The 17,477-nt window shown below is 69.6% G+C and carries 15 protein-coding genes; 5 read left to right on the forward strand and 10 right to left on the reverse strand.

Annotated elements, in window-relative coordinates; translation table 11 throughout:
• Window position 1 precedes the first annotated feature (1 nt).
• From DAT37_RS40210 to DAT37_RS40225, 4 genes are read right to left on the reverse strand one after another with little or no spacing between them, the layout of a single operon-like run.
• Window positions 2-973, reverse strand: a complete 972-nt coding sequence (locus DAT37_RS40210; protein ID WP_109530194.1) for an ornithine cyclodeaminase family protein — start codon at window positions 971-973, stop codon at window positions 2-4.
• The gene (locus DAT37_RS40215; RefSeq protein WP_109530195.1) at window positions 970-1,893 is read right to left on the reverse strand and encodes an ABC transporter permease; all 924 of its coding nucleotides are present in this window, start codon (window positions 1,891-1,893) and stop codon (window positions 970-972) included. Before DAT37_RS40215 ends, DAT37_RS40210 begins: the two co-directional genes overlap by 4 nt.
• Before the next feature lie 22 nt (window positions 1,894-1,915).
• On the reverse strand, window positions 1,916-3,013 hold the full coding sequence (locus DAT37_RS40220) for an ABC transporter permease subunit (protein WP_109530196.1): 1,098 nt from the start codon (window positions 3,011-3,013) through the stop codon (window positions 1,916-1,918).
• Complete coding sequence (locus tag DAT37_RS40225; protein ID WP_232840290.1) at window positions 3,010-4,545, reverse strand: ABC transporter ATP-binding protein; 1,536 nt, start codon at window positions 4,543-4,545, stop codon at window positions 3,010-3,012. Before DAT37_RS40225 ends, DAT37_RS40220 begins: the two co-directional genes overlap by 4 nt.
• Before the next feature lie 100 nt (window positions 4,546-4,645).
• On the opposite strand from DAT37_RS40225, the gene DAT37_RS40230 reads away from it, so the two are divergent.
• Both DAT37_RS40230 and DAT37_RS40235 read left to right on the forward strand, forming a co-directional pair.
• Window positions 4,646-5,362, forward strand: a complete 717-nt coding sequence (locus DAT37_RS40230; protein ID WP_109530197.1) for a GntR family transcriptional regulator — start codon at window positions 4,646-4,648, stop codon at window positions 5,360-5,362.
• 76 nt (window positions 5,363-5,438) lie between these two features.
• On the forward strand, window positions 5,439-6,200 hold the full coding sequence (locus DAT37_RS40235) for a dienelactone hydrolase family protein (RefSeq protein ID WP_109530198.1): 762 nt from the start codon (window positions 5,439-5,441) through the stop codon (window positions 6,198-6,200).
• A gap of 4 nt (window positions 6,201-6,204) precedes the next feature.
• On the opposite strand, the gene DAT37_RS40240 is transcribed toward DAT37_RS40235, so the two are convergent.
• The 3 genes from DAT37_RS40240 to DAT37_RS40250 form a co-directional block, all read right to left on the reverse strand.
• Complete coding sequence (locus DAT37_RS40240) at window positions 6,205-7,038, reverse strand: alpha/beta fold hydrolase (protein WP_109530199.1); 834 nt, start codon at window positions 7,036-7,038, stop codon at window positions 6,205-6,207.
• 117 nt (window positions 7,039-7,155) lie between these two features.
• Window positions 7,156-8,529: a three-helix bundle dimerization domain-containing protein gene (locus tag DAT37_RS40245; RefSeq protein WP_232840291.1), complete on the reverse strand. Its 1,374-nt coding sequence runs from the start codon at window positions 8,527-8,529 to the stop codon at window positions 7,156-7,158.
• A gap of 285 nt (window positions 8,530-8,814) precedes the next feature.
• Window positions 8,815-10,668, reverse strand: coding sequence for a hypothetical protein (locus DAT37_RS40250; RefSeq protein WP_232840292.1), 1,854 nt, complete (start codon window positions 10,666-10,668; stop codon window positions 8,815-8,817).
• Between the two features lie 168 nt (window positions 10,669-10,836).
• Here DAT37_RS40250 and DAT37_RS40255 point away from each other — a divergent pair, with 168 nt between their 5' ends.
• Window positions 10,837-11,097: a hypothetical protein gene (locus DAT37_RS40255; RefSeq protein WP_157978948.1), complete on the forward strand. Its 261-nt coding sequence runs from the start codon at window positions 10,837-10,839 to the stop codon at window positions 11,095-11,097.
• 80 nt (window positions 11,098-11,177) lie between these two features.
• A complete protein-coding gene (locus DAT37_RS40260) occupies window positions 11,178-12,032 on the forward strand; it encodes an aldo/keto reductase (protein ID WP_109530201.1) in 855 nt (284 codons plus the stop codon).
• Window positions 12,033-12,122: 90 nt separating this feature from the next.
• On the opposite strand, the gene DAT37_RS40265 is transcribed toward DAT37_RS40260, so the two are convergent.
• Together DAT37_RS40265 and DAT37_RS40270 are read right to left on the reverse strand one after the other, a co-directional pair.
• Entirely contained in the window at window positions 12,123-13,040 is a 918-nt protein-coding gene (locus DAT37_RS40265; protein ID WP_109530202.1) for an oxygenase MpaB family protein, read from the reverse strand.
• The gene (locus tag DAT37_RS40270; RefSeq protein WP_109530203.1) at window positions 13,037-14,968 is read right to left on the reverse strand and encodes a linalool dehydratase/isomerase domain-containing protein; all 1,932 of its coding nucleotides are present in this window, start codon (window positions 14,966-14,968) and stop codon (window positions 13,037-13,039) included. Before DAT37_RS40270 ends, DAT37_RS40265 begins: the two co-directional genes overlap by 4 nt.
• Before the next feature lie 239 nt (window positions 14,969-15,207).
• On the opposite strand from DAT37_RS40270, the gene DAT37_RS40275 reads away from it, so the two are divergent.
• Window positions 15,208-15,822, forward strand: a complete 615-nt coding sequence (locus DAT37_RS40275) for a TetR/AcrR family transcriptional regulator (RefSeq protein ID WP_157978949.1) — start codon at window positions 15,208-15,210, stop codon at window positions 15,820-15,822.
• A 153-nt stretch (window positions 15,823-15,975) separates the two neighbouring features.
• Here DAT37_RS40275 and DAT37_RS40280 read toward each other — a convergent pair whose 3' ends face one another.
• Window positions 15,976-17,469, reverse strand: a complete 1,494-nt coding sequence (locus tag DAT37_RS40280; protein WP_109530205.1) for a S8 family peptidase — start codon at window positions 17,467-17,469, stop codon at window positions 15,976-15,978.
• Between the last annotated feature and the right edge of the window lie 8 nt (window positions 17,470-17,477).

A 17,477-nucleotide genomic window follows, 5' to 3' on the forward strand; every position in this document is an offset into this window, starting at 1 on the left:
CTCAGCTCGCCATCTCGATCTCGGTGCCGATCCCCCGCCGCCGGGCCGCGTCGATCAACAGCCGCGCGGCCGCGAGGTCCTGCAATCCGATCCCGAGGGAGTTGTAGAGGGTGATCTGCTCGGGTGCGCTGCGTCCGGGTTTCGCGCCGACGACCACTTCGCCGATCTCGTCACCGAAATGGTCGGCCTCGATCGCGCCCTCCCCCAACGGGATCAGGACGTCGCCCGATTCGTGCAGCGCGGTGAGCCTGCTGTCGACCACCACGCGGGCCCGCCGGATTCCCTCGGTGTCGATTTCGCGGTGGTCGGGGCGCGGCGGCGCGCCGACCGCGTTGACGTGCAGCCCGGGCGGGAACCAGGCGCCGCGCACCACCGGCTCCTTCGCGGGGGTCAGGGTGCACAGCACGTCGGCCGCGCGGACCACGTCCTCGGCCGAATTCGCCACCTCGGCGCCGGTGCTCTCGGCGAATGTGCGCGCGGTGGCCTCGGTGCGGCTCCAGACCAGGACACGATCGATGTCGAGTATCGGCCGTAGGGCTTCCAGATGGGTGTGGGCGAGCGCGCCCGCGCCGATGAATCCGAGCACGCGACTGTCGGGCCGGGCGAGTTCGGCGGTGGCGACGGCGGAGGCGGCGGCGGTGCGCACGCGGGTGACCGCGCCGCCGTCGATCAGCGCCTCGCACGAGCCGTCGTCGGTGGCGACCGCCAGGATCGTGGACCGTTGCGGCGGCAGTCCCCGGTCACGGTTGCCCGGGATGTCGGCGAGCAGTTTGACCGCGGCCAGCCCCGCCGGACGTGACGCGGCGACCATGGCCAGGAAGGTCGATTCCGAACCGGGCAGCCGCATCGCGGGCGGTGCGGGTGAGACCGCGACGCCTCGGGCGAGATCGGCGTGAGCTCGACGGACCGCCGCGGTGACCTCGGGCAGCGCGATCATCGCGAGCACGTCGGAGCGGGTGAGGATCAGCGTCATCGGGCCTTGGCCTCTCGGAGGAAGGGGCGGGTGAGTGCGACGGGTGCGCGGCTGGCGCCGACGAGTCCGCTGACCGCGAGTACGGCGAGCAGATACGGCGACATCACCAGCACGGCCGTCGGCAGATGCAGGCCGAAGGACGGCGCCGCGAATTGCATCGCCTGCGCGATGCCGAAGAACAGGCAGGCGAGCATGGTCGGCCAGGCACGCCACCGGCCCGCGATGACGGCGACCACGGCCAGGTATCCCGCACCGGCGGTGAGGTTGTCGGTGAAGGCGTGCACGTCGGCCAGCGCGAGATGGGCTCCGGCCAGGCTCGCTGTCGCGCCCGCGAGCAGGACCGCGCCGAAGCGGATCGCGGCGACGGGCAGTCCGGAACGGTCCGCGGTCGTCGGGTCGGCGCCGATCGCGGAGATCGCGAGCCCGATGCCGGTGCGATGGCTGAACAGCACCGCGACGGCGAGCGCCACCGCGATTCCGAGGTAGCCGAGCAGGGTCTGTCCGAACAGTGCCGGGCCGAGCAGCGGAATGTCGTGCAGTACCGGGATTTCGAGCCGGTCGAACCCGGGGACGGTGCGCCCGCCGGTGAAGTACAGCCGCGAGCCGTAGGTGGTGGCGCCGAGGGCGAGCGCGTTGGCCGCGATTCCGGTGACGATCTGGTCGGCGCGCAACGTCACGCTCAGCACCGCCTGCAACACCGCGACCAGTACCCCGGCCACCAGCGCGCACAGCACGCCCACGGCGGCGCTGCCGCTGCTGTGGGCGCCGACGGCGCCGGCGAAGGCGCTGGTCAGCATCATGGCTTCGACGCTGAGGTTGAGCACCCCCGCGCGTTCGCTGACGAGTTCGCCCGCGGAGGCCAAGATCAGGGGGATCGCCAGCCGCACACCGCCGTCGAGCAGTTCTCCGGTCGCGCTCATCGCGCCACGTCCTCTCCGATGGTCATCGGGCGCCTGCCCGTCGGAAGATCACCGCGCCGGCGATCAGGATGATCAGCACGCTCTGCACGATCTGCACCGACGACGCCGGAACTCCGGCGGCCAGTTGCAGATTGATGCCGCCGGAGGCGAGCAGTCCGAAGGCCAGCGCTATCCCGCAGACGGCGGTGAGCGAGCCGCGTGCGAGCAGTCCGACGACGAGTCCCGCGAACCCGTAGCCGGAGGTGAAATGTTCGGCGAGCACGAACGGCACCGTCGCCACCAGAGCGGCTCCGGCGATACCGGCGAGTCCGCCCGCGACCGCGAGGGAACCGAATCTGAGCCGCGCGACCGGCAGACCCAGACGGGACGCGGCCGGTTCGGACAGTCCCACCGCGGCCAGGTGGGTGCCGATCGCGGTGCGGCGCAGCACGATCGCGGCGACCACGGCCGCGACGACGGCGAGCACGACGGCGATGGTGGCCGGTGAGGCCTGGAGTCCGAGCAGCGGCAGCCGTGCGCCGGGGACCAACGGCGGTGACTGCGGCAGGGTGTCGGCGGAGGTCACCGGCTGACGCAGCAGTCCTTCCTCGTGCACGACCAGTGTCACCAGTCCGAGTCCGACGAAATTGAGCAGCAGGGTCGTGATGACCTCGCTGGTCCCGCGCCACACCGTCAGCAGCGCCGCGATCCCGGCCCACGCGCCTCCGGCGAGGAATCCGGCCACCAGGACCGCGGCCACCGCGGGAACGGTCGGCATGGCTGCGGGCAGGTGCACCCCGACAGCCGCGGCGGCGATACCACCGAGTGCCAGTTGGCCTTCGGCGCCGACGTTCACCAGTCCGGCGCGGTGGGCGATGGTGAATCCGGTGCCGATCAGGGCGAGCACGGCGGCCGCGTTGAGCGCGCTGCCGAATCCGTACGGTGAGCCGAACATGCCGTCGGCGAGCGCGTCGACGGCCGTGACCGGGTCGGCGCCGCTGATCAGGACGAGGGCGAGTCCGACGAGCAGGGTGATCAGGACCGCGCCGCCGTAGACGACGAGGTCGCGGCGCAGTCCGCCGGATCGGGTGCGTGTTCCCGGCGCGGCCGCGATATCGGGTCGCTGGGTGAAGGAGATCATGAGGCCGTTCCGAGCATGAGGTGGGCGATCTGTTCGGTGGCACGGGGATCGGCGGGGTCGACCGGTCCGCGCAGTTGTCCCCGGTAGGCGACCAGGACGCGGTCGCAGACGCTGAGGAGTTCGGCGACTTCGTGCGACACGACGAGCACGGCGGCCCCCGATTCGGCCGCGGCGCGCAGTCGTTGCAGCACCGCGTCGACGGCACCGAGGTCGAGTCCGCGGGTCGGGTGCGCGGCGACCAGACAGCGCAGGGGGTCGATGGCGAGTTCTCTGGCCACCACCACCTTCTGCTGGTTGCCGCCGGACAGTGTGCTCATCGGCGCTCGGGGACCGGAGGCTTTGATGTCGTGGTCGTCGATGACGCGCGCGGCGGCGGTGTTCATGGCCTTGCGGTCGAGCAGGCCGCGTCGTCGGAAGTCGGCGAGTCTGCCGAGGTAGAGGTTGTCGGCGACGCTCATCGCGGGGACGCAGCCCTCGTGGTGGCGGTCCTCGGGGATCACGCCGAGTCCGGCGGCCGTGCGGCGCGCGGGCGGGGCGTGGGTGAGGTCGGCGCCGCCGATGTCGACGGTGCCCGATTCGGGCCGCAATGCTCCGCTGAGTACCGCGACGAGTTCGGTCTGGCCGTTGCCTTCCACACCCGCGATGCCGGTGATCTCCCCTGGGCGCAGGTCGAGGTCGAGTCCGTCCAGGGCGGCCCCGCCCGCGGGGCGGGCCGATCGCAGGTTCCGCACCCGCAGCACCGGTTCGGCGGTGATCGGCGCTCTCGTGGTGCGCGCGGCGGCGACACCGGTGGTCAGCGCCTGGTCGAGTTCGCCCGCGGCGCGTCCGATCATCAATTCGACCAGTTCGTCCCTGCCGAAATCCGACAGTGGGCCCGCGCCGGTGACGCGGCCGCCGCGCAGCACCGTGGCCCGGTCGCCGACCTGCTCGATCTCGCCGAGTTTGTGGGTGACCAGCACGACCGCGCGGCCCGATTCGGCGATGCGGCGGCAGGTGTCGAGCAGGGCGGCGATCTCGGCGGGACCGAGTACCGCGGTCGGCTCGTCGAGCAGCACCAGACGTGGGTCGCGCATCAGGCATTTCACGATCTCGACGCGTTGGCGTTCGCCTACCGACAGGGTGCCCGCGCGGGCGGTCAGGTCGACGGGCAACCGGAATTCCTCGCCGAGCGCGGCGGCGCGTTCGAGCAGTTCGCGGCGCGGCACCCGCAGCCACGATCCTTCGCCCAGGGCGAGGTTCTCCGCGACGGTCAACTCGGGCACGAGGCTGAAATGCTGGTGCACCATGGCGATTCCGTGGCGCAGCGCGTCGGCGGGACGGCGGGGCCGGTAGTCGTCGCCGAACAGGCGCATCCGACCTTCGTCGAGGGTCGCGCCGCCGTAGACGAGGTTGCACAGGGTGGATTTGCCCGCGCCGTTCTCGCCGAGGACACAGTGCACTTCGCCGGTGTGCACGCTCAGGTCGACGTCGGTCAGCGCGCGCACCGCACCGTAGGTCTTTCCGACGCCGGTCATCTCCAGAGCCACCGCCACGGTCCACCTCCTTATTGGTATACCGTTAACTTCGCGGTTGTGTGTGGCGCGCGCGTTCCCGCGATGTTTCGTCTGGGAAAACCCGTCGGAGGTGCGGTTAATGTGGGATCTCGTGACTGCCCCCGCCTCGCTGCGCGATCACGCGTACCAGACCCTCAAACGTCGGATCGTCGAAGTCCAACTGCGCCCCGGCGCCCGTCTGGTGGAACGCGATCTGGCCGCTGAACTGGACGTTTCACGGATCCCGCTGCGCGAGGCGCTGCGGATGCTGGCCGCGGAGGGACTGGTGCTCCTGGTCCCGGCCAAGGGCGCGCTGGTCGCGACCTTCTCCCCCGCCGATGTCCGCGATCTGTTCGATATCCGCGAAGTTCTCGAATCCTTGGCCGCGCGCCTGGCCGCCGAACGCGCCACCCCCGACAGCCTCGCCCCGCTGACCCACCGCATGGCCGAGGCCCGAACCGCCACCGTCTCCGGCGATCTGCGCCGCATCGCCGCCGCCAACGCCGCTTTCCACGCCGAGATCATCGCCATGGCCGCGAACCCGTTGCTCAGCAACGTGATGGGACCGCTCGCCGCACGCACCGAATGGCTGTTCCGCCTCACCGCGTCCCGCGACCCGGTCGAACAGTGCTCCGAACACGAAGAGCTCTACGGCCATATCTCCTCCGGCGCCGCCGACGAGGCGGCCACCTCCGCCTTCGCCCACATCGCGGCGGGCCGCGAACTCAGCATCACCCTCGCCGAGAAATGGTCCGACCCCGATTTCGACCCCGAACTCATCGCCCGCGGCCGCCGCCGCAGGCGGGTGGAATCCTGACCCCGCGCACGATCGCGCGGGCGCCGCCTGCTTCGTGTCGATCACGAGACATCGCTCACGACAGAAGGATTCGACAATGCCCCTCACCCACGGTGAATCGATCGCCATACCGACACCCGACGGTGTCGCCGACGCGTATGTCACCTATCCCGACGATGGCGTCGCCCATCCGGGAGTGCTGGTCGTCCAGGACGGTTTCGGCGTGCGGGAGAGCCTGCGGGCCTTGGCCGATCGTCTCGCCGCGCACGGCTACACCGTCCTGCTGCCGAACGCCTACTACCGGCACGGGCCCGCGCCGGTGATCGAACTGCCGGACTTCATCGACCCGGTTCAGCGGCCGGACATCTTCCAGCGGGTCTTCCCGATGATCCGCGAGCTCACACCGGAACTGCTGCGTTCCGATATGCGCGCGTACCTCGAATGGCTGGCGGCGTCACCGCGTGTCACCGCGGGCAAAGTCGGCCTCACGGGGTACTGCATGGGTGCCCGGCTGGCGGTGCTGGCCGCCGCCATGTTCCCCGACCGGGTGGCGGCGGTGGCCGGATTCCACGGCGGACCGCTCGTCACCGACACCCCCGACAGTCCGCACCTGGTGGTCGGAAACATCACGGCGGAACTGTATTTCGCTCACGCGGGCGATGATCACCACATGACACCGGAACACATCGCCCGTTTCGACGAGGCACTCGCCGCCGCCGGGGTCCGCCACCGCACCGAGGTGTACGAAGGCGCCCGCCACGGGTACACCCAGGCCGACACCTCCGATTACGACCAGCGGGCCGCCGAACGGCACTACCGCGAACTACTGGCCCTGTTCGACCGCGCCCTGCACCGGTAACGCGTCATGCGGTGCGCAGCACCTCGCGCAGCCGGGCGGCGAATGCGGGGATGTCTTCGGTGAAACCGGTGTGACCACCGGGGAATACGGTCGGGGTGGTGCCGAGACGGCGGGCCAGTTCGTGGCAGGTGCGCGCGCACAGTTGCCCTGCGGAATCCGCGCCGAGGCCGATGATGACGCGGGTGGGCGCGGCGGCGAGAACGGCGGGATCGGGCTGCCAGCCGACGGTGTGCACGATCTCGTGTTCGAACCAGTATTTCTCGCTCGCGAGATCTTGCGCCGGCCGGTCGCCGCCGAACATCTGCGTGAGCAGCGGGTCGGGGATCTGAATATTGGCCTGCGCGAAGAATTTCCGCCACGCGCCGACCGTGTCACCGCCGCGATAAGTCTCGATCAGGTCGGTGGTGCCGTCGAGCAGGCTGTCACGATCGTCGAGCAGTCCGATCGAGGGCGGTTCGTGGGCGATGACGGTGGTCACCAGATCGGGGTCCTGCTGCACCAGCGCCAGCGCGCTCACCGCACCGCCGCTGGATCCGAAGACGACGGCGGGTCCCGCGCCGAGGTGGGTGATCAGCGCGGCCAGGTCGGCTCCGCGCAGTGCGGCGGTCGAGTCCTGTTCCGGATCGTCGAGGGGGCTGCGCTGGTGTCCGCGTGGATCGGTGGTGAGCACGGTGTGGGTAGAGGCGAGGATGTCGGCGATGGGCGCGAAGGCATCCGCACCCATCGGGGCTCCGACGAAAACGATGAGCGGGCCCGCGCCACGGATCTCATAGTGCAGGGTGGCGCCGGGGACGTCGAGGGTGTGCACACTGACCGTGGTGGCCGGGCCGGCAGTCATAGCTGTCTCCTTGGGGCTGTCGTGGCTGTCCACGAGTACTGACCGCGCGGCCCGCACGAACTCATCGCTGAGCCGGAAATTTCTTTCCGCGGCCCCCATATGCCCTGTTCGGCGGATTCAGTTGTAGGACTCGGTGACGCCGTCGAGGAGATGTTCGAGGGTGTCGTAGGTCGGCGTTTCGACGACGTCGACGAGTTCGGGCGCGAGCGGTATGCCGCGGGTGGCCGCGGCGAACCGGGCGGTGTCGCCGGTGCGGAAACCGTGCGCGGCGGCGAGTTCGCGCAGGACGGGGTCACCGGTGAGCAGGCGTCCGATGGTGTCGCCGCTCTCGCGCAGCGGGACGAGGGTGTGTTTGGACAGCACCGTCGGGGACGGGTAGGCCAGCACCATGCCCGGTGTGATCTGTCCCTTCGCGGTGGCCTCGACGAATTGCGCTTCGTAGATCAGGGCCAGCGGGCAGGCGCCCATACCCGAGGTCAGGTATTCCTGGAACGGGCCTTCGGTGGTGGTCTCGGTGTAGCCCTGTCCGACGAACAGTTTCGCCAACGTCGGCAGCACGGCCTGTTCGGCGGGGGTGCCCTGCACGATCGCGTTGTCGTTGGCGACGAAGCTGGCGATCGACAGGTACATGGCCGCCGAGTTGGAGGTTCTGGGGTCGGTGGTGGAGACCAGGATGTTCTTGCGCACCGGATAGGTGGTGTTGTCGGGCAACTGCGCCCATTCGGTGTCGGCGCGCACCAGTCGCAGGTATCGGGCGATGTCGATTGCGGGCACCGCGCCGGGCTTCACCACGCCCGCCGGGGTCAGCAGGTCGATGATCGGCTGGAATGTCGCGATCGCCATCGGCGAGGAGAACGGGGTGTACTTGGTGGTGATGTTGCGGGCGCGCTGGATCCGTTCGGCGGCGGGCGCGCTGGACGGGAAGGCGAAATCGTAGGCGCCCAGGTCGATCGAGGTCGCGATCTGTCGTGATCCCGCCGCGTGCACCTCGATCCGGACGCCGTGGGTGGCCAGCGCGTCGATCACTCGCTGATCCTGGAAGAAGGCCATCTTCTCCGAACCGACCACGCCCCGCACGAGGGTGAGCCCGGGCGCAGCGGCCGTCGCGGGCGGAGGCGAGTCGGGCTGACGTACCGCCAGCGACACCACGACGACGGCCACCAGCGCGGCTGCTCCACCGAGCAGCAGGGCGTTGCGCCGGTTCGGCAGCGGCAACGCGCGGGGCTCGGACGGCGCTGGTCGCGGGGCGGGGACGTCGATGGCCGCCGCCGCCGCGACGACCTGCGCGCTGTCGGGTTCGAGTTCGCGGCGCGCGACCCGTTCGACCAGGACGGGAACGAATTCTCGGACCGGGTGCCCGGCGAATCGCGCCCTGGCTTCCTCGATCGCGGTTTGGACGTGTTCGGCGGGATGGGTGTCGCGGTAGGTTTCGAGCAGCCTCTCGGTCAGGCGGCGGATCGCCTTCTCCTCGCGCACGGTATCGACAGCCACACTTCTCCTCGACGTCACGCCTCTCGGACAGCATCCCGGGCCGCCCGCGCGCCGAACATACCGTCATCGCCGCATCGCCGAGATCCGACCGCGCGGCCTGTTTGTCGTCGATTCGGCTGTGGGCGTTGATATCTCGGAACGGGAGGGTGCGCAGGTCAGGACCGGTGCGCGGGTGGTGACGGGGTGTGCGATATCGGTCCGGCGACGCCTCGCAGAGTTCAGGAGGGTCTCGACTGTCGGTCATCGCCTGTTGCCCGGTCGTTCACGGCCGGGCCGGGGCGTCGATCAGAAATCGTAGGACGCGACCCCGACCGGGCCCGCGCCGATACACAGACCGAGACCCGGTGTGGCGGAGCCGATTCGTAGGGCCGACCCGCTGCCGACGATCCGGACGAAAACGGTGTTCAGTCCTCGCCGCACGGGGGCGACGACCGGTGTCCCGGTCTGGAGCGCGACGGTGATCCGGCCGTCGCGTTCGGCGAGATAGTTCAGCTGCGCGGTCCATTCGTGTTCGAGCATCGGGCCGTTGAGCGGTATGTCGATCGGCTCGGTGCCGGTGAGACGGTAACCGCATGAGGGTTCCGGTCCCGGCACGATCGCGCGATTCCACCACACGACAGCGTCGACGATATCGCCGCCGTCGGTGATCATGCGTAGTCGCGGTGTCGATTCCGCGAACAGGCCGGGCGGCGCGATGGGTGCGAGAACGCGGCCGGCGAGATTGTCCGGATAGGCCAGCGGGTTGAGCACATTCCACGGCACCTCCTGCTCGAGCAGCGGGACGCCGTCCCAATCATCCAGTGCCGAGGCCACATTCGCGAGATAGGTCTCGGTCGGCGAGACCCGCCAGGAACGGACGAATGTCACGGTGGTGAACAGGCTGCTCACCATGAACAGCGCCGTCACCGCGAGCACCGTGCGCCCCCTGGGCGGTGTGAACCCCGCCCGCGGGCGGGCACGCAGGAACAGCGCGGCCGCCGCGGTCAGGACCACGGCGACATCGGCGAAGTAGCGCAGCGACTGCATCAACTCGCCCGCGGTGTTCGGTCCGGTGCGGGCCAGCGCGACCGGCAGTTGCGCGAGCACGACATACCCCGCGGCCAGCAACCACACCGGCCCCATACGCCGCCGCGCGCGCAGCGACCACACCAGCAGCGCGAGCACTCCCGCCCATGCCGCCGCGACCGCCCAACCGGGCGGATCGGCCCACGGCGTCGACGGTATCCAGCGTTCCCACGTCCACGGCCCGCCGAGCAGGGTCGGCACCATGCCGAACGATGTCGCGCCCGGCAGCAGTCCGCGCACTTCGTTGCTGCTGTAGTGCACCGAGGAGGTGTCGATGACGGTCAGGTAGATCGCGAACCAGCACACCAGCGCGATCAGCGATCCGATCCACAGCGCCGCCCCGCGCCGCCACACCGACCGCGCGCAGCGGCCGAGTTCGCCGATCACGCCCCGCCGGTCCCCCGCGCCGTCGACGTAGCAAGCCAGCGCCGCCACCGCGAAGGCGACGACCGGGACCAGGACCGATTTCTCGAAGAACAGCAGCGCCGTGGCCGTGACCACGATTCCCGACAGCGCGAACCGACGTCGACCGGTGCGCACCAGCAGCACCGCGTCACCGATCACCCAGGCCAGCGCGAATTGCAGGGGTAGCGCATTGAGCGCGGCGGCCCACCAGGCGAACGCGGGCAGGGTCAGCGGCGAGAACAGGAAGAAGATCAGCGGAACCAGGATCGTCCACCGCCTGCCGACGAGCACGATCAGCAGCCGCAGCACCGCCAGCGCGACCGCGAGCTGGCCCACCAGCATCGTCACCACCGGCCCCGCCCACACCAGCGGGGCCGCCGCGGTCACCATCCACGCGGTGACGAACGCCAGCGACATGAAATGGCCGTCGTGGTCGTAGAGCAGCAGGTCGTGCGACAGCAGCGGGAACCGGGCGGCCCGGCTCACGACGACGAGGTCGTCCCAGTAGAAATAGCCGTTGCGCGCGACCCACCAGCGCAGGCCCGCCTGCGCCAGGATCAGACACAGGGCAGCGACGACGATCACCCGGCCCGCGCGCGAATTCTCGGATCGTGGCGCGTGGTCGGATGCGGGTATCTGCTCCGAACGGGCGACCAGCGCGGTGTCCATGGAACTCCACCCTAGCGACCCCCGGCTTCGGAACAGCCGCGCCTCACATGGCCGATTCGAGACTTTCGGACGATCCGAGACGTCGGTGTTCACCGGTGTTCGCACCCGGTCCGCGCTCGCCACCGCGATCTTCGCCCCATCGTCGTCACGCTGGGGGACGTGGTGAACGTGACGCTCGCGGCGATCCGCGCCGACGTCGGCGAGGGGGTCACGGGGCCGCAGCAGGTGATCGACAGCTATATCCTGATGTTTGCTGCACAGTTACTGACAGTCGGGTCGGTGGGCGACCGAGTCGGGGCCCGGCGCGCGTTCTCTACCGCCCGCGAACCCGGAACCGCGACGATCCCCGAGCGGGAAGGCGACGATGTCACCTGGCTCGAACCGGTCACCGACGACGACAACCGCGCCCGACCCGCCACTGTCCGATGAGCACGCCGGGCGAACCCGCGAGCAGAACCCCCACGGTCACCGCACCCAGCGCCCCACACGAAGCGAGGAGTGAACGGCACATGATCCTGCAACAGACCTACACGCTGTCCAACGACGTCCGCATCCCCAAGCTGGGCTTGGGCACCTGGTTCATCGACGACGACAAGGCCGCTGACGCGGTCACCGACGCGATCGCCCTCGGCTACCGCAATATCGACACCGCCCAGGCCTACGGTAACGAACGGGGCGTCGGCGAAGGAGTTCGCGCCAGCGGCGTCGTGCGCGAGGAGTTGTTCGTTTCGACCAAGTTGGCGGCCGAGATCAAGAACTACGACGCCGCCGTCGCCGCGATCGACGGCTCGCTGACCACCCTCGGGCTCGATCACATCGATCTGATGCTGATCCACAGCCCACAGCCGTGGAACGACTACCGCGGCGGGGACTACGCCGAAGGCAACCGCGCGGCATGGCGCGCGTTGGAAGACGCCTACAAGGCGGGAAAGCTCGCCTCGATCGGCGTCTCCAACTTCGAGCAGCGCGACCTCGACAACCTCCTCGGCGCCTGTGCGATCGCGCCGCAGGTGAACCAGTTGCTCGTCCACGCGGGCAACACCCCTGTCGAGCTGATCGCCTACTGCGAGAGCAACAACATCCTCGTCGAGGCGTATTCACCCATCGCGCACGGGGAAATCCTGCACAACCCGGACGTCCGGGCGATTGCCGACCGGTACGGGGTGAGCGTTCCACAGCTCTGCATCCGCTACACCCTGCAACTGGGAACCGTGTCACTGCCCAAGACCGCCAACCCCGAGCACATGCGCGGCAACGCCCAGGTCGACTTCGAGATCACCGCCGACGACATGGACGTACTACGGAACCTGCGAGCCCGCGACTACGGCGACCACAGCGTCTTCCCTGTTTACAGCGGCAAGTGAGACAGTCCCGGACCCGGGTTGGTCGACGACGATCAGCTCTACGTCCGGCCGAATCGACAGCGTTCTCGGTGACCAGAACCGAAAGGACATCTAGGACTTGCCGTCCGGTGGGCGGCGGGATTGGTCGGGGGTGTTTGCGCGCCGGTAGCCGACCTCGTCGGGTGTGCGGGGTCCATAGCGCCGCTCGCCGAAGTCGACGGCGAGAGACCGATGCGGGTCGACGCGGCGGAAATCGACGCTTGCCGTGTAGGCGCGCAACCCGGCGGCCACCAGCCAACGGATCGCGAGGCCGGGCTCGGGCAGACCGTGAACGCGACGAAGCGGTTCGGGGCAGAACGCGGCGATCATTCGAGGCGCGGCGGAGCGGACGGGGCGGGGCAGGCAGCGCTTACCGAAGGCGTCGATCAAGGCAAGGGCGATCGCACGTCCGCCGTTGGAGGCCGCGTACTCGCGACGCTCGTATTCCAGTGCCCAGCGGGCGAGTTCGGCGCGCTCCTCGGGGAGGTCGACGAGGTGCTGGCGTACCGCCACAGCCCGCCAGAACCGCCAGTGCGCCTCTCGCTCCGCCTCGGAGAAGAGCCGCACGCCGAAGGCGGAGGTGAGCGCGTGTGGGTCCAGAGCCAGCGTGGCGAGGGTATAGACGGAGTCCTGGTCACGCAGTGGGAAGTGCGCGTGAATCTCGTTGAGCCGCTCGATCCACGCGCTGCCGACGGCGGAGTCGGGTCCGTGTTCGATCAGCTGTCCGAAGAAGACGATCGTGTCGTCGTTGCGGCGCAACGTTTCTCGGACGATGTCGCCCGTGCCGTGACGGTAGAGGGTGCGCGCCATCGCAGGCACTGCCACTTGCTTGAGAAAGGCGACGGTGAACAACGCGTACACCAGTGCATTGTGGCCGTGCAGGATTGCCAGTGAGAGGCGGGTGATCTCGTCGGCGTTTCGGGCGGGATCGAGTGTCGCGATTCGACGTCGCACCTCTGCCCCGCGGATGCGGGGGTTCGCGCGCGTCATGTTCGTGGCTCCACGTCGAGCTGGAGTCGTCCGCCGAGGTCGAGGGTGAGCGTCGTACATCCCGTTCGGTCGGCCACGACCTCGCGCTCGAGTGCTCCCGCCACGTGGTACGAGCGTCCGGGTACCAGTCGGTCGACGACGACGGTTGTACGCACCGGACCAGCGCCTGGCCGCAGAACACACTGCAGCGCAGTGCCATCGGTGAGCGCCCGGGCCACCAGGACGTCGGGGTAGTCGGCCTCGGCGAGCCGGGGACCGGTACGCCAGGGGTCCGGCAGACCGTGTCCGATGAGGTCGCGCAAACCGGACGCGCGCCCGAAACGCGCCATCATTTCGTAGAGGTTGCCCTGGGTGGAGACGTCGGCGTAGCGCGCAGCCCCGCTCTCGCGGTGGACGGTCTCGGTGTCGGCCAGGTCGGCCAGGACGCGGGCGGCGATCTCCTCGTCACCGATCTCGCGCGCAGCCATCGCCAGCAGGATCTGCCCGAAAGCCGCACGGCCGAAGGCATAGGAGCCGGAGTCGCAGCGGTTGGCCAAGGTGGGAGGCAGGACGATCCGGCCGTCGCGCTCTTGCAGGACGGTCTCGCGCAGCAGTCGCCAGGAGCGGTGCGCGAGGTCGGGGTAGGCGGGGTGCAGCCAGTAGGTCGTGGGCAGCCACACCGCGTCGCCTGCCCACGGGCTCCACGAGAGGCCGAGGGTTTCGGAGCGGACGCCGATGACGCGGCCGTCGGGGCGATGGAACTCCTCGAGGTAGGCGGTGCGGACGCGCTCGTGCAACCGGTCGTAGGCGGTGCCGCCGTGCAGGCGGCGGTCCATGAGGAGGGTGTTCACCGCGAAGGTGTTGCAGACGGGATAAATCCACCGCGGTTCACAGCAGAACAGTGTGAACGGCGAGCGCTCCATATTGGTGGCGATCGAAGAGGCCAGCGTAGGCAGGTCGTAGGCGTACGCCTCGTCGTCGAACCAGCGATAAGTGAGTGCGCCCGGTGCGGAGAAGCGTGTGTCGTCGAAGGTCTCGAAGAGGCCGGCCGAGACTCCCTGCCACCCGGTGAGCATGACGTTGTCGCCGTTGTCGACCGGGTCGCGGCGCAGAGACAATCGGCCCCAGGCGTTCTCCAGCGCCCAGTACCCCCACACTCGCCGATCACCGATCTTCTCGATCGAGCGGGCGTGCGCTTCGGTGAGATAGCCACCGAAGGCTGGGGCACAGGTGTTCCGGTAGGCGGCCAGAGCGTAACCGAGCAGGCAGAGTTGATAGCGCAGCGCCGCCTCACGGAATTGGTCACGCCGGTCGAAGCCATCGAAGCACGCTATCGGCTGTAGAGCGAGGTCGAGTGCGAACCGGAGCCGTTCGAGGTCGTCGGTGCTCGCCTCACGCACCGGCGGCTCGACGCGCGACGGCACGCGGGTGACGGTCGCGGGTCGGGCCAGCACCCCGGCGTTGAGGAACCTGGCCCGACGCCTACGCCGTGCGTGCCGCACCGCGTGCGCGGCGAGGCAGAGTACGGCCACGGCAGGCCCGGCGACCGCGACGGCCAGCAGTCCCGCGTCCGTGGGATGGTGATCTCCTATCGTCACGCCGACCGCGAGGTCGAGTGCCCAGACCGCGACGGGTGCGACGACCGCGCCGATCATCCACCAGATCAGCACAGCCACGACAAGGGCTAGTACCGCACCGAGCACATGCAGAGGATGGCCGCTCGCGAAATGGCTGCCGCCCGGCAGCATCAAACCGGCGCCCAGCAGTCGGAGCCGGTCGTCGTTCGTGAGTGCAAGAGCCACGCCGAGGAGCCAGACGAGGCCGATGCCGCCGCCCGCACGCAGCATGGTCCGCCGCGTGACCGGCGGCAGAAGCGGCGCGCGGTCGTCGAGCGGGGTGAGCGCCACGGTGGTGGTACGCGGCGGGTTGGCGCCGCCGATCGCGGTCATCGAGTCACCACGTAGCGAGCGGGCGGGGCGAATGCGGTACCTGCGGCGAAGACGTTTCGGCCGCCTCCTCGCAGCGCGCGTACAAGCCTGCCGAACGCGGCCATCACCGCGAGTGCGGCCACACAACACACCATGCCGAGTCTCCTCCGATAATCGGTTTCAGAGCTAATTCAGGAACCGGATCGTTCCGGTTCCTGACAAGGTGACAGGTTGCAGGACGGCATGTCAAGATGCTCTCCATGACCTCCGCTGCCCGCCCCTACGGCGGCATGCCCAGTGAGACGCGGCGCCTGCAACGTCGTGCGCGGTTGCTGGACGCGGTTTTCGAGGTCGTCGGGGTGAGCGGGTTCGGCGCGTTGACGGTGGCGTCGGTCTGCGCTGCCGCCGGAGTCGGTAAGCGCTACTTCTACGAGAGCTTCGCCTCCCTCGACGAGCTGGTCGCAGGCGCTCTTCAGCAGATCTTCGAGCAGGTCGGCCTGGCTATCGAGGAGTCCGGGCTGCAACCCGACGACCCCGCCGAGCGGTTGCTGGAGTTGGCCGCCCGCAGCGCGCTCGAGGTGCTGGATGACCCCCGGGTGGCCCGGTTCTATCTGGAGTCGACCGGCAGCCCGGCGGGCATGGTCGTGCGCGAGACCGCGGTCGGTGTGCTCACCGAACAACTCCTCGTCCGATTGGTCGGCACCGGTCCACCCCGGCCCACCGCCCGACTGCTCGGGCACCTGCTCGTCGCGGGCACCAACCATGTGGTGGCGCTGTGGCTACGCGGGGAATCCGGGGTGGGGCGTGAGGACCTGATCACGATGCTCGTCGGCATCGGGGTCGACGCCGCGGAGCGGATGCGCCTGGAAGCCTGACTCCCGTCGCCCCTGTCAGCCTCGGGCCGTTGGTGTCCCCCATCGACGCCGGCGCCTATCAGGACTCGGTCACCGACGCCGCGATGGGCTCCGCGTGGGTGGCGCCCGGTCTACAGAGACGCGGTGACAGATGGTGTACGAAACGTGTGGCGGTTAGGCCATATCCGTTGTTCTTTCGGCGTTTGCCACCGGAACCTCGCCATCGTGCACCATCGCCCGAATATCGGGCTGGGTTCCGATGCGCTGGGCGGTGGGCCGGTCCGGTGCCGCGGCCTGCGGTGAACCGGTCGCCCGCAGCAGGGCACGGATTTCGGCCGGGCCGCGCACACCCGCGCCCTGTGCGTGAATGCCCTGGTAGCAGGCGATGGCGCCGACGACGATCGGCGACGCGCTCGACGTGCCGCTGAATTGGTCGGTGTACCAGTAGTCTTCGTCGCCTCCGCCCTGGAGGTCACCGTAGCCGGTGGTGGTGACTTCCATCCCCCACCCTTGACTGTCGAGACGGGACCCGTAGTTGGAGAACGCCAGACGTGAGCGCGCGGGACCGTGTTCGCGCCCGTGGGTGCCCGGGGGCGGCGCGCCCGCACCGACCAGCACGGCCCCTGAACCCTCCGCATCCGCGCGGAAGGGGTTGCGCCAGGTCGACGGGAAATCCGCGGGCCGCACATCGTAGATCGCGTCGTCGAGATCTTCTGCGCCGTTGCCGGCGGCCTCGACCACGACGACACCGCGCGCGGTCGCGTAGCGGATCGCGGCGAGATCGTCGGGCCACCATTCGACGGCGATATATCCCGATTGGTCGGGCCGGTTGCGGAAGTTCCAGCGCGGGCCTGGGCGGTGCAGTTCGAGCAGGATGATGTCGCCGGGGGCGAGGGCGTCGGCCGCGGTCCGGATCGCCGAGGCGGAGCCGCCGCCGAAGATCGACACCGCCCTGATGGTGGCCTCCGGGGCGATCCCGGTGATGCCGACGGCGTTGACGTCTGCGCTGATCTCACCGGCGACCGCGGTTCCGTGGTTGCGCCAGCCCGCGTCGGTGGACGGATTGCCGCCGATGACCCCGCCTTGATTGCCGGTGAGATCCTCGTGGGTGAACCGCCACGCTCCTTCGATGTCGATGACCCGAACGCCCGCGCCCCGGCCGCCGGGTCGCGTCCACGCCCATCGTGCGTCGACACCGTGCGGTGCGGCGTCCAGATATCCTTGGCGCGCTTCGAAACTCGGGGTCACGGCGGGTGCTTCCGCGAAGGCGCGGCGCGCGAGCGATCCCGGCGCGATCGGCAGTTCGGCGCCGGGTTTGATGTAGGCGCCGTCCACGGCGTCGTCCTCGCGCAACCGTCGCGCCACCTCCTCGAGGTCGGCGGCGATATCGCGCACGGCGAAGTAGTTCAAGAACTCCGCGGCGACCGGTTCCTCGCCGGTCTCGGCGAGTCTGCCGCGCAGCCGGGCGGCAGGACCGAAGATCCTCGTCATCCTGGCTCCCGCAGGCAGGAGCGCCGACAGTCGGATCTCGGCGGCGACACTGTCGCGCAACACGTTCGGCGCGAGCGGCGCCGAGGTGCCGTGGGTGACCACGATCAGTTCGGCAGGGGCACGCAGCGATCCCGGGACCGAAGGGGCCGAGCTGCGAACCTGATCGGTGGGGGCCATACAGACAA

The organism is Nocardia aurea, from assembly GCF_003123685.1.
GTDB lineage: Bacteria > Actinomycetota > Actinomycetes > Mycobacteriales > Mycobacteriaceae > Nocardia > Nocardia aurea.

What these genes read in the sequence shown, in the direction of transcription:
- DAT37_RS40275 (WP_157978949.1), top strand. Translation starts at nt 15,208, where the DNA reads ATGACCTCCGCTGCCCGCCCCTACGGCGGCATGCCCAGTGAGACGCGG.
- DAT37_RS40215 (WP_109530195.1), bottom strand. Translation starts at nt 1,893, where the DNA reads ATGAGCGCGACCGGAGAACTGCTCGACGGCGGTGTGCGGCTGGCGATC.
- DAT37_RS40210 (WP_109530194.1), bottom strand. Translation starts at nt 973, where the DNA reads ATGACGCTGATCCTCACCCGCTCCGACGTGCTCGCGATGATCGCGCTG.
- DAT37_RS40265 (WP_109530202.1), bottom strand. Translation starts at nt 13,040, where the DNA reads ATGACGCGCGCGAACCCCCGCATCCGCGGGGCAGAGGTGCGACGTCGA.
- DAT37_RS40270 (WP_109530203.1), bottom strand. Translation starts at nt 14,968, where the DNA reads ATGACCGCGATCGGCGGCGCCAACCCGCCGCGTACCACCACCGTGGCG.
- DAT37_RS40230 (WP_109530197.1), top strand. Translation starts at nt 4,646, where the DNA reads ATGTGGGATCTCGTGACTGCCCCCGCCTCGCTGCGCGATCACGCGTAC.
- DAT37_RS40235 (WP_109530198.1), top strand. Translation starts at nt 5,439, where the DNA reads ATGCCCCTCACCCACGGTGAATCGATCGCCATACCGACACCCGACGGT.
- DAT37_RS40240 (WP_109530199.1), bottom strand. Translation starts at nt 7,038, where the DNA reads ATGACTGCCGGCCCGGCCACCACGGTCAGTGTGCACACCCTCGACGTC.
- DAT37_RS40260 (WP_109530201.1), top strand. Translation starts at nt 11,178, where the DNA reads ATGATCCTGCAACAGACCTACACGCTGTCCAACGACGTCCGCATCCCC.
- DAT37_RS40220 (WP_109530196.1), bottom strand. Translation starts at nt 3,013, where the DNA reads ATGATCTCCTTCACCCAGCGACCCGATATCGCGGCCGCGCCGGGAACA.
- DAT37_RS40250 (WP_232840292.1), bottom strand. Translation starts at nt 10,668, where the DNA reads ATGGACACCGCGCTGGTCGCCCGTTCGGAGCAGATACCCGCATCCGAC.
- DAT37_RS40280 (WP_109530205.1), bottom strand. Translation starts at nt 17,469, where the DNA reads ATGGCCCCCACCGATCAGGTTCGCAGCTCGGCCCCTTCGGTCCCGGGA.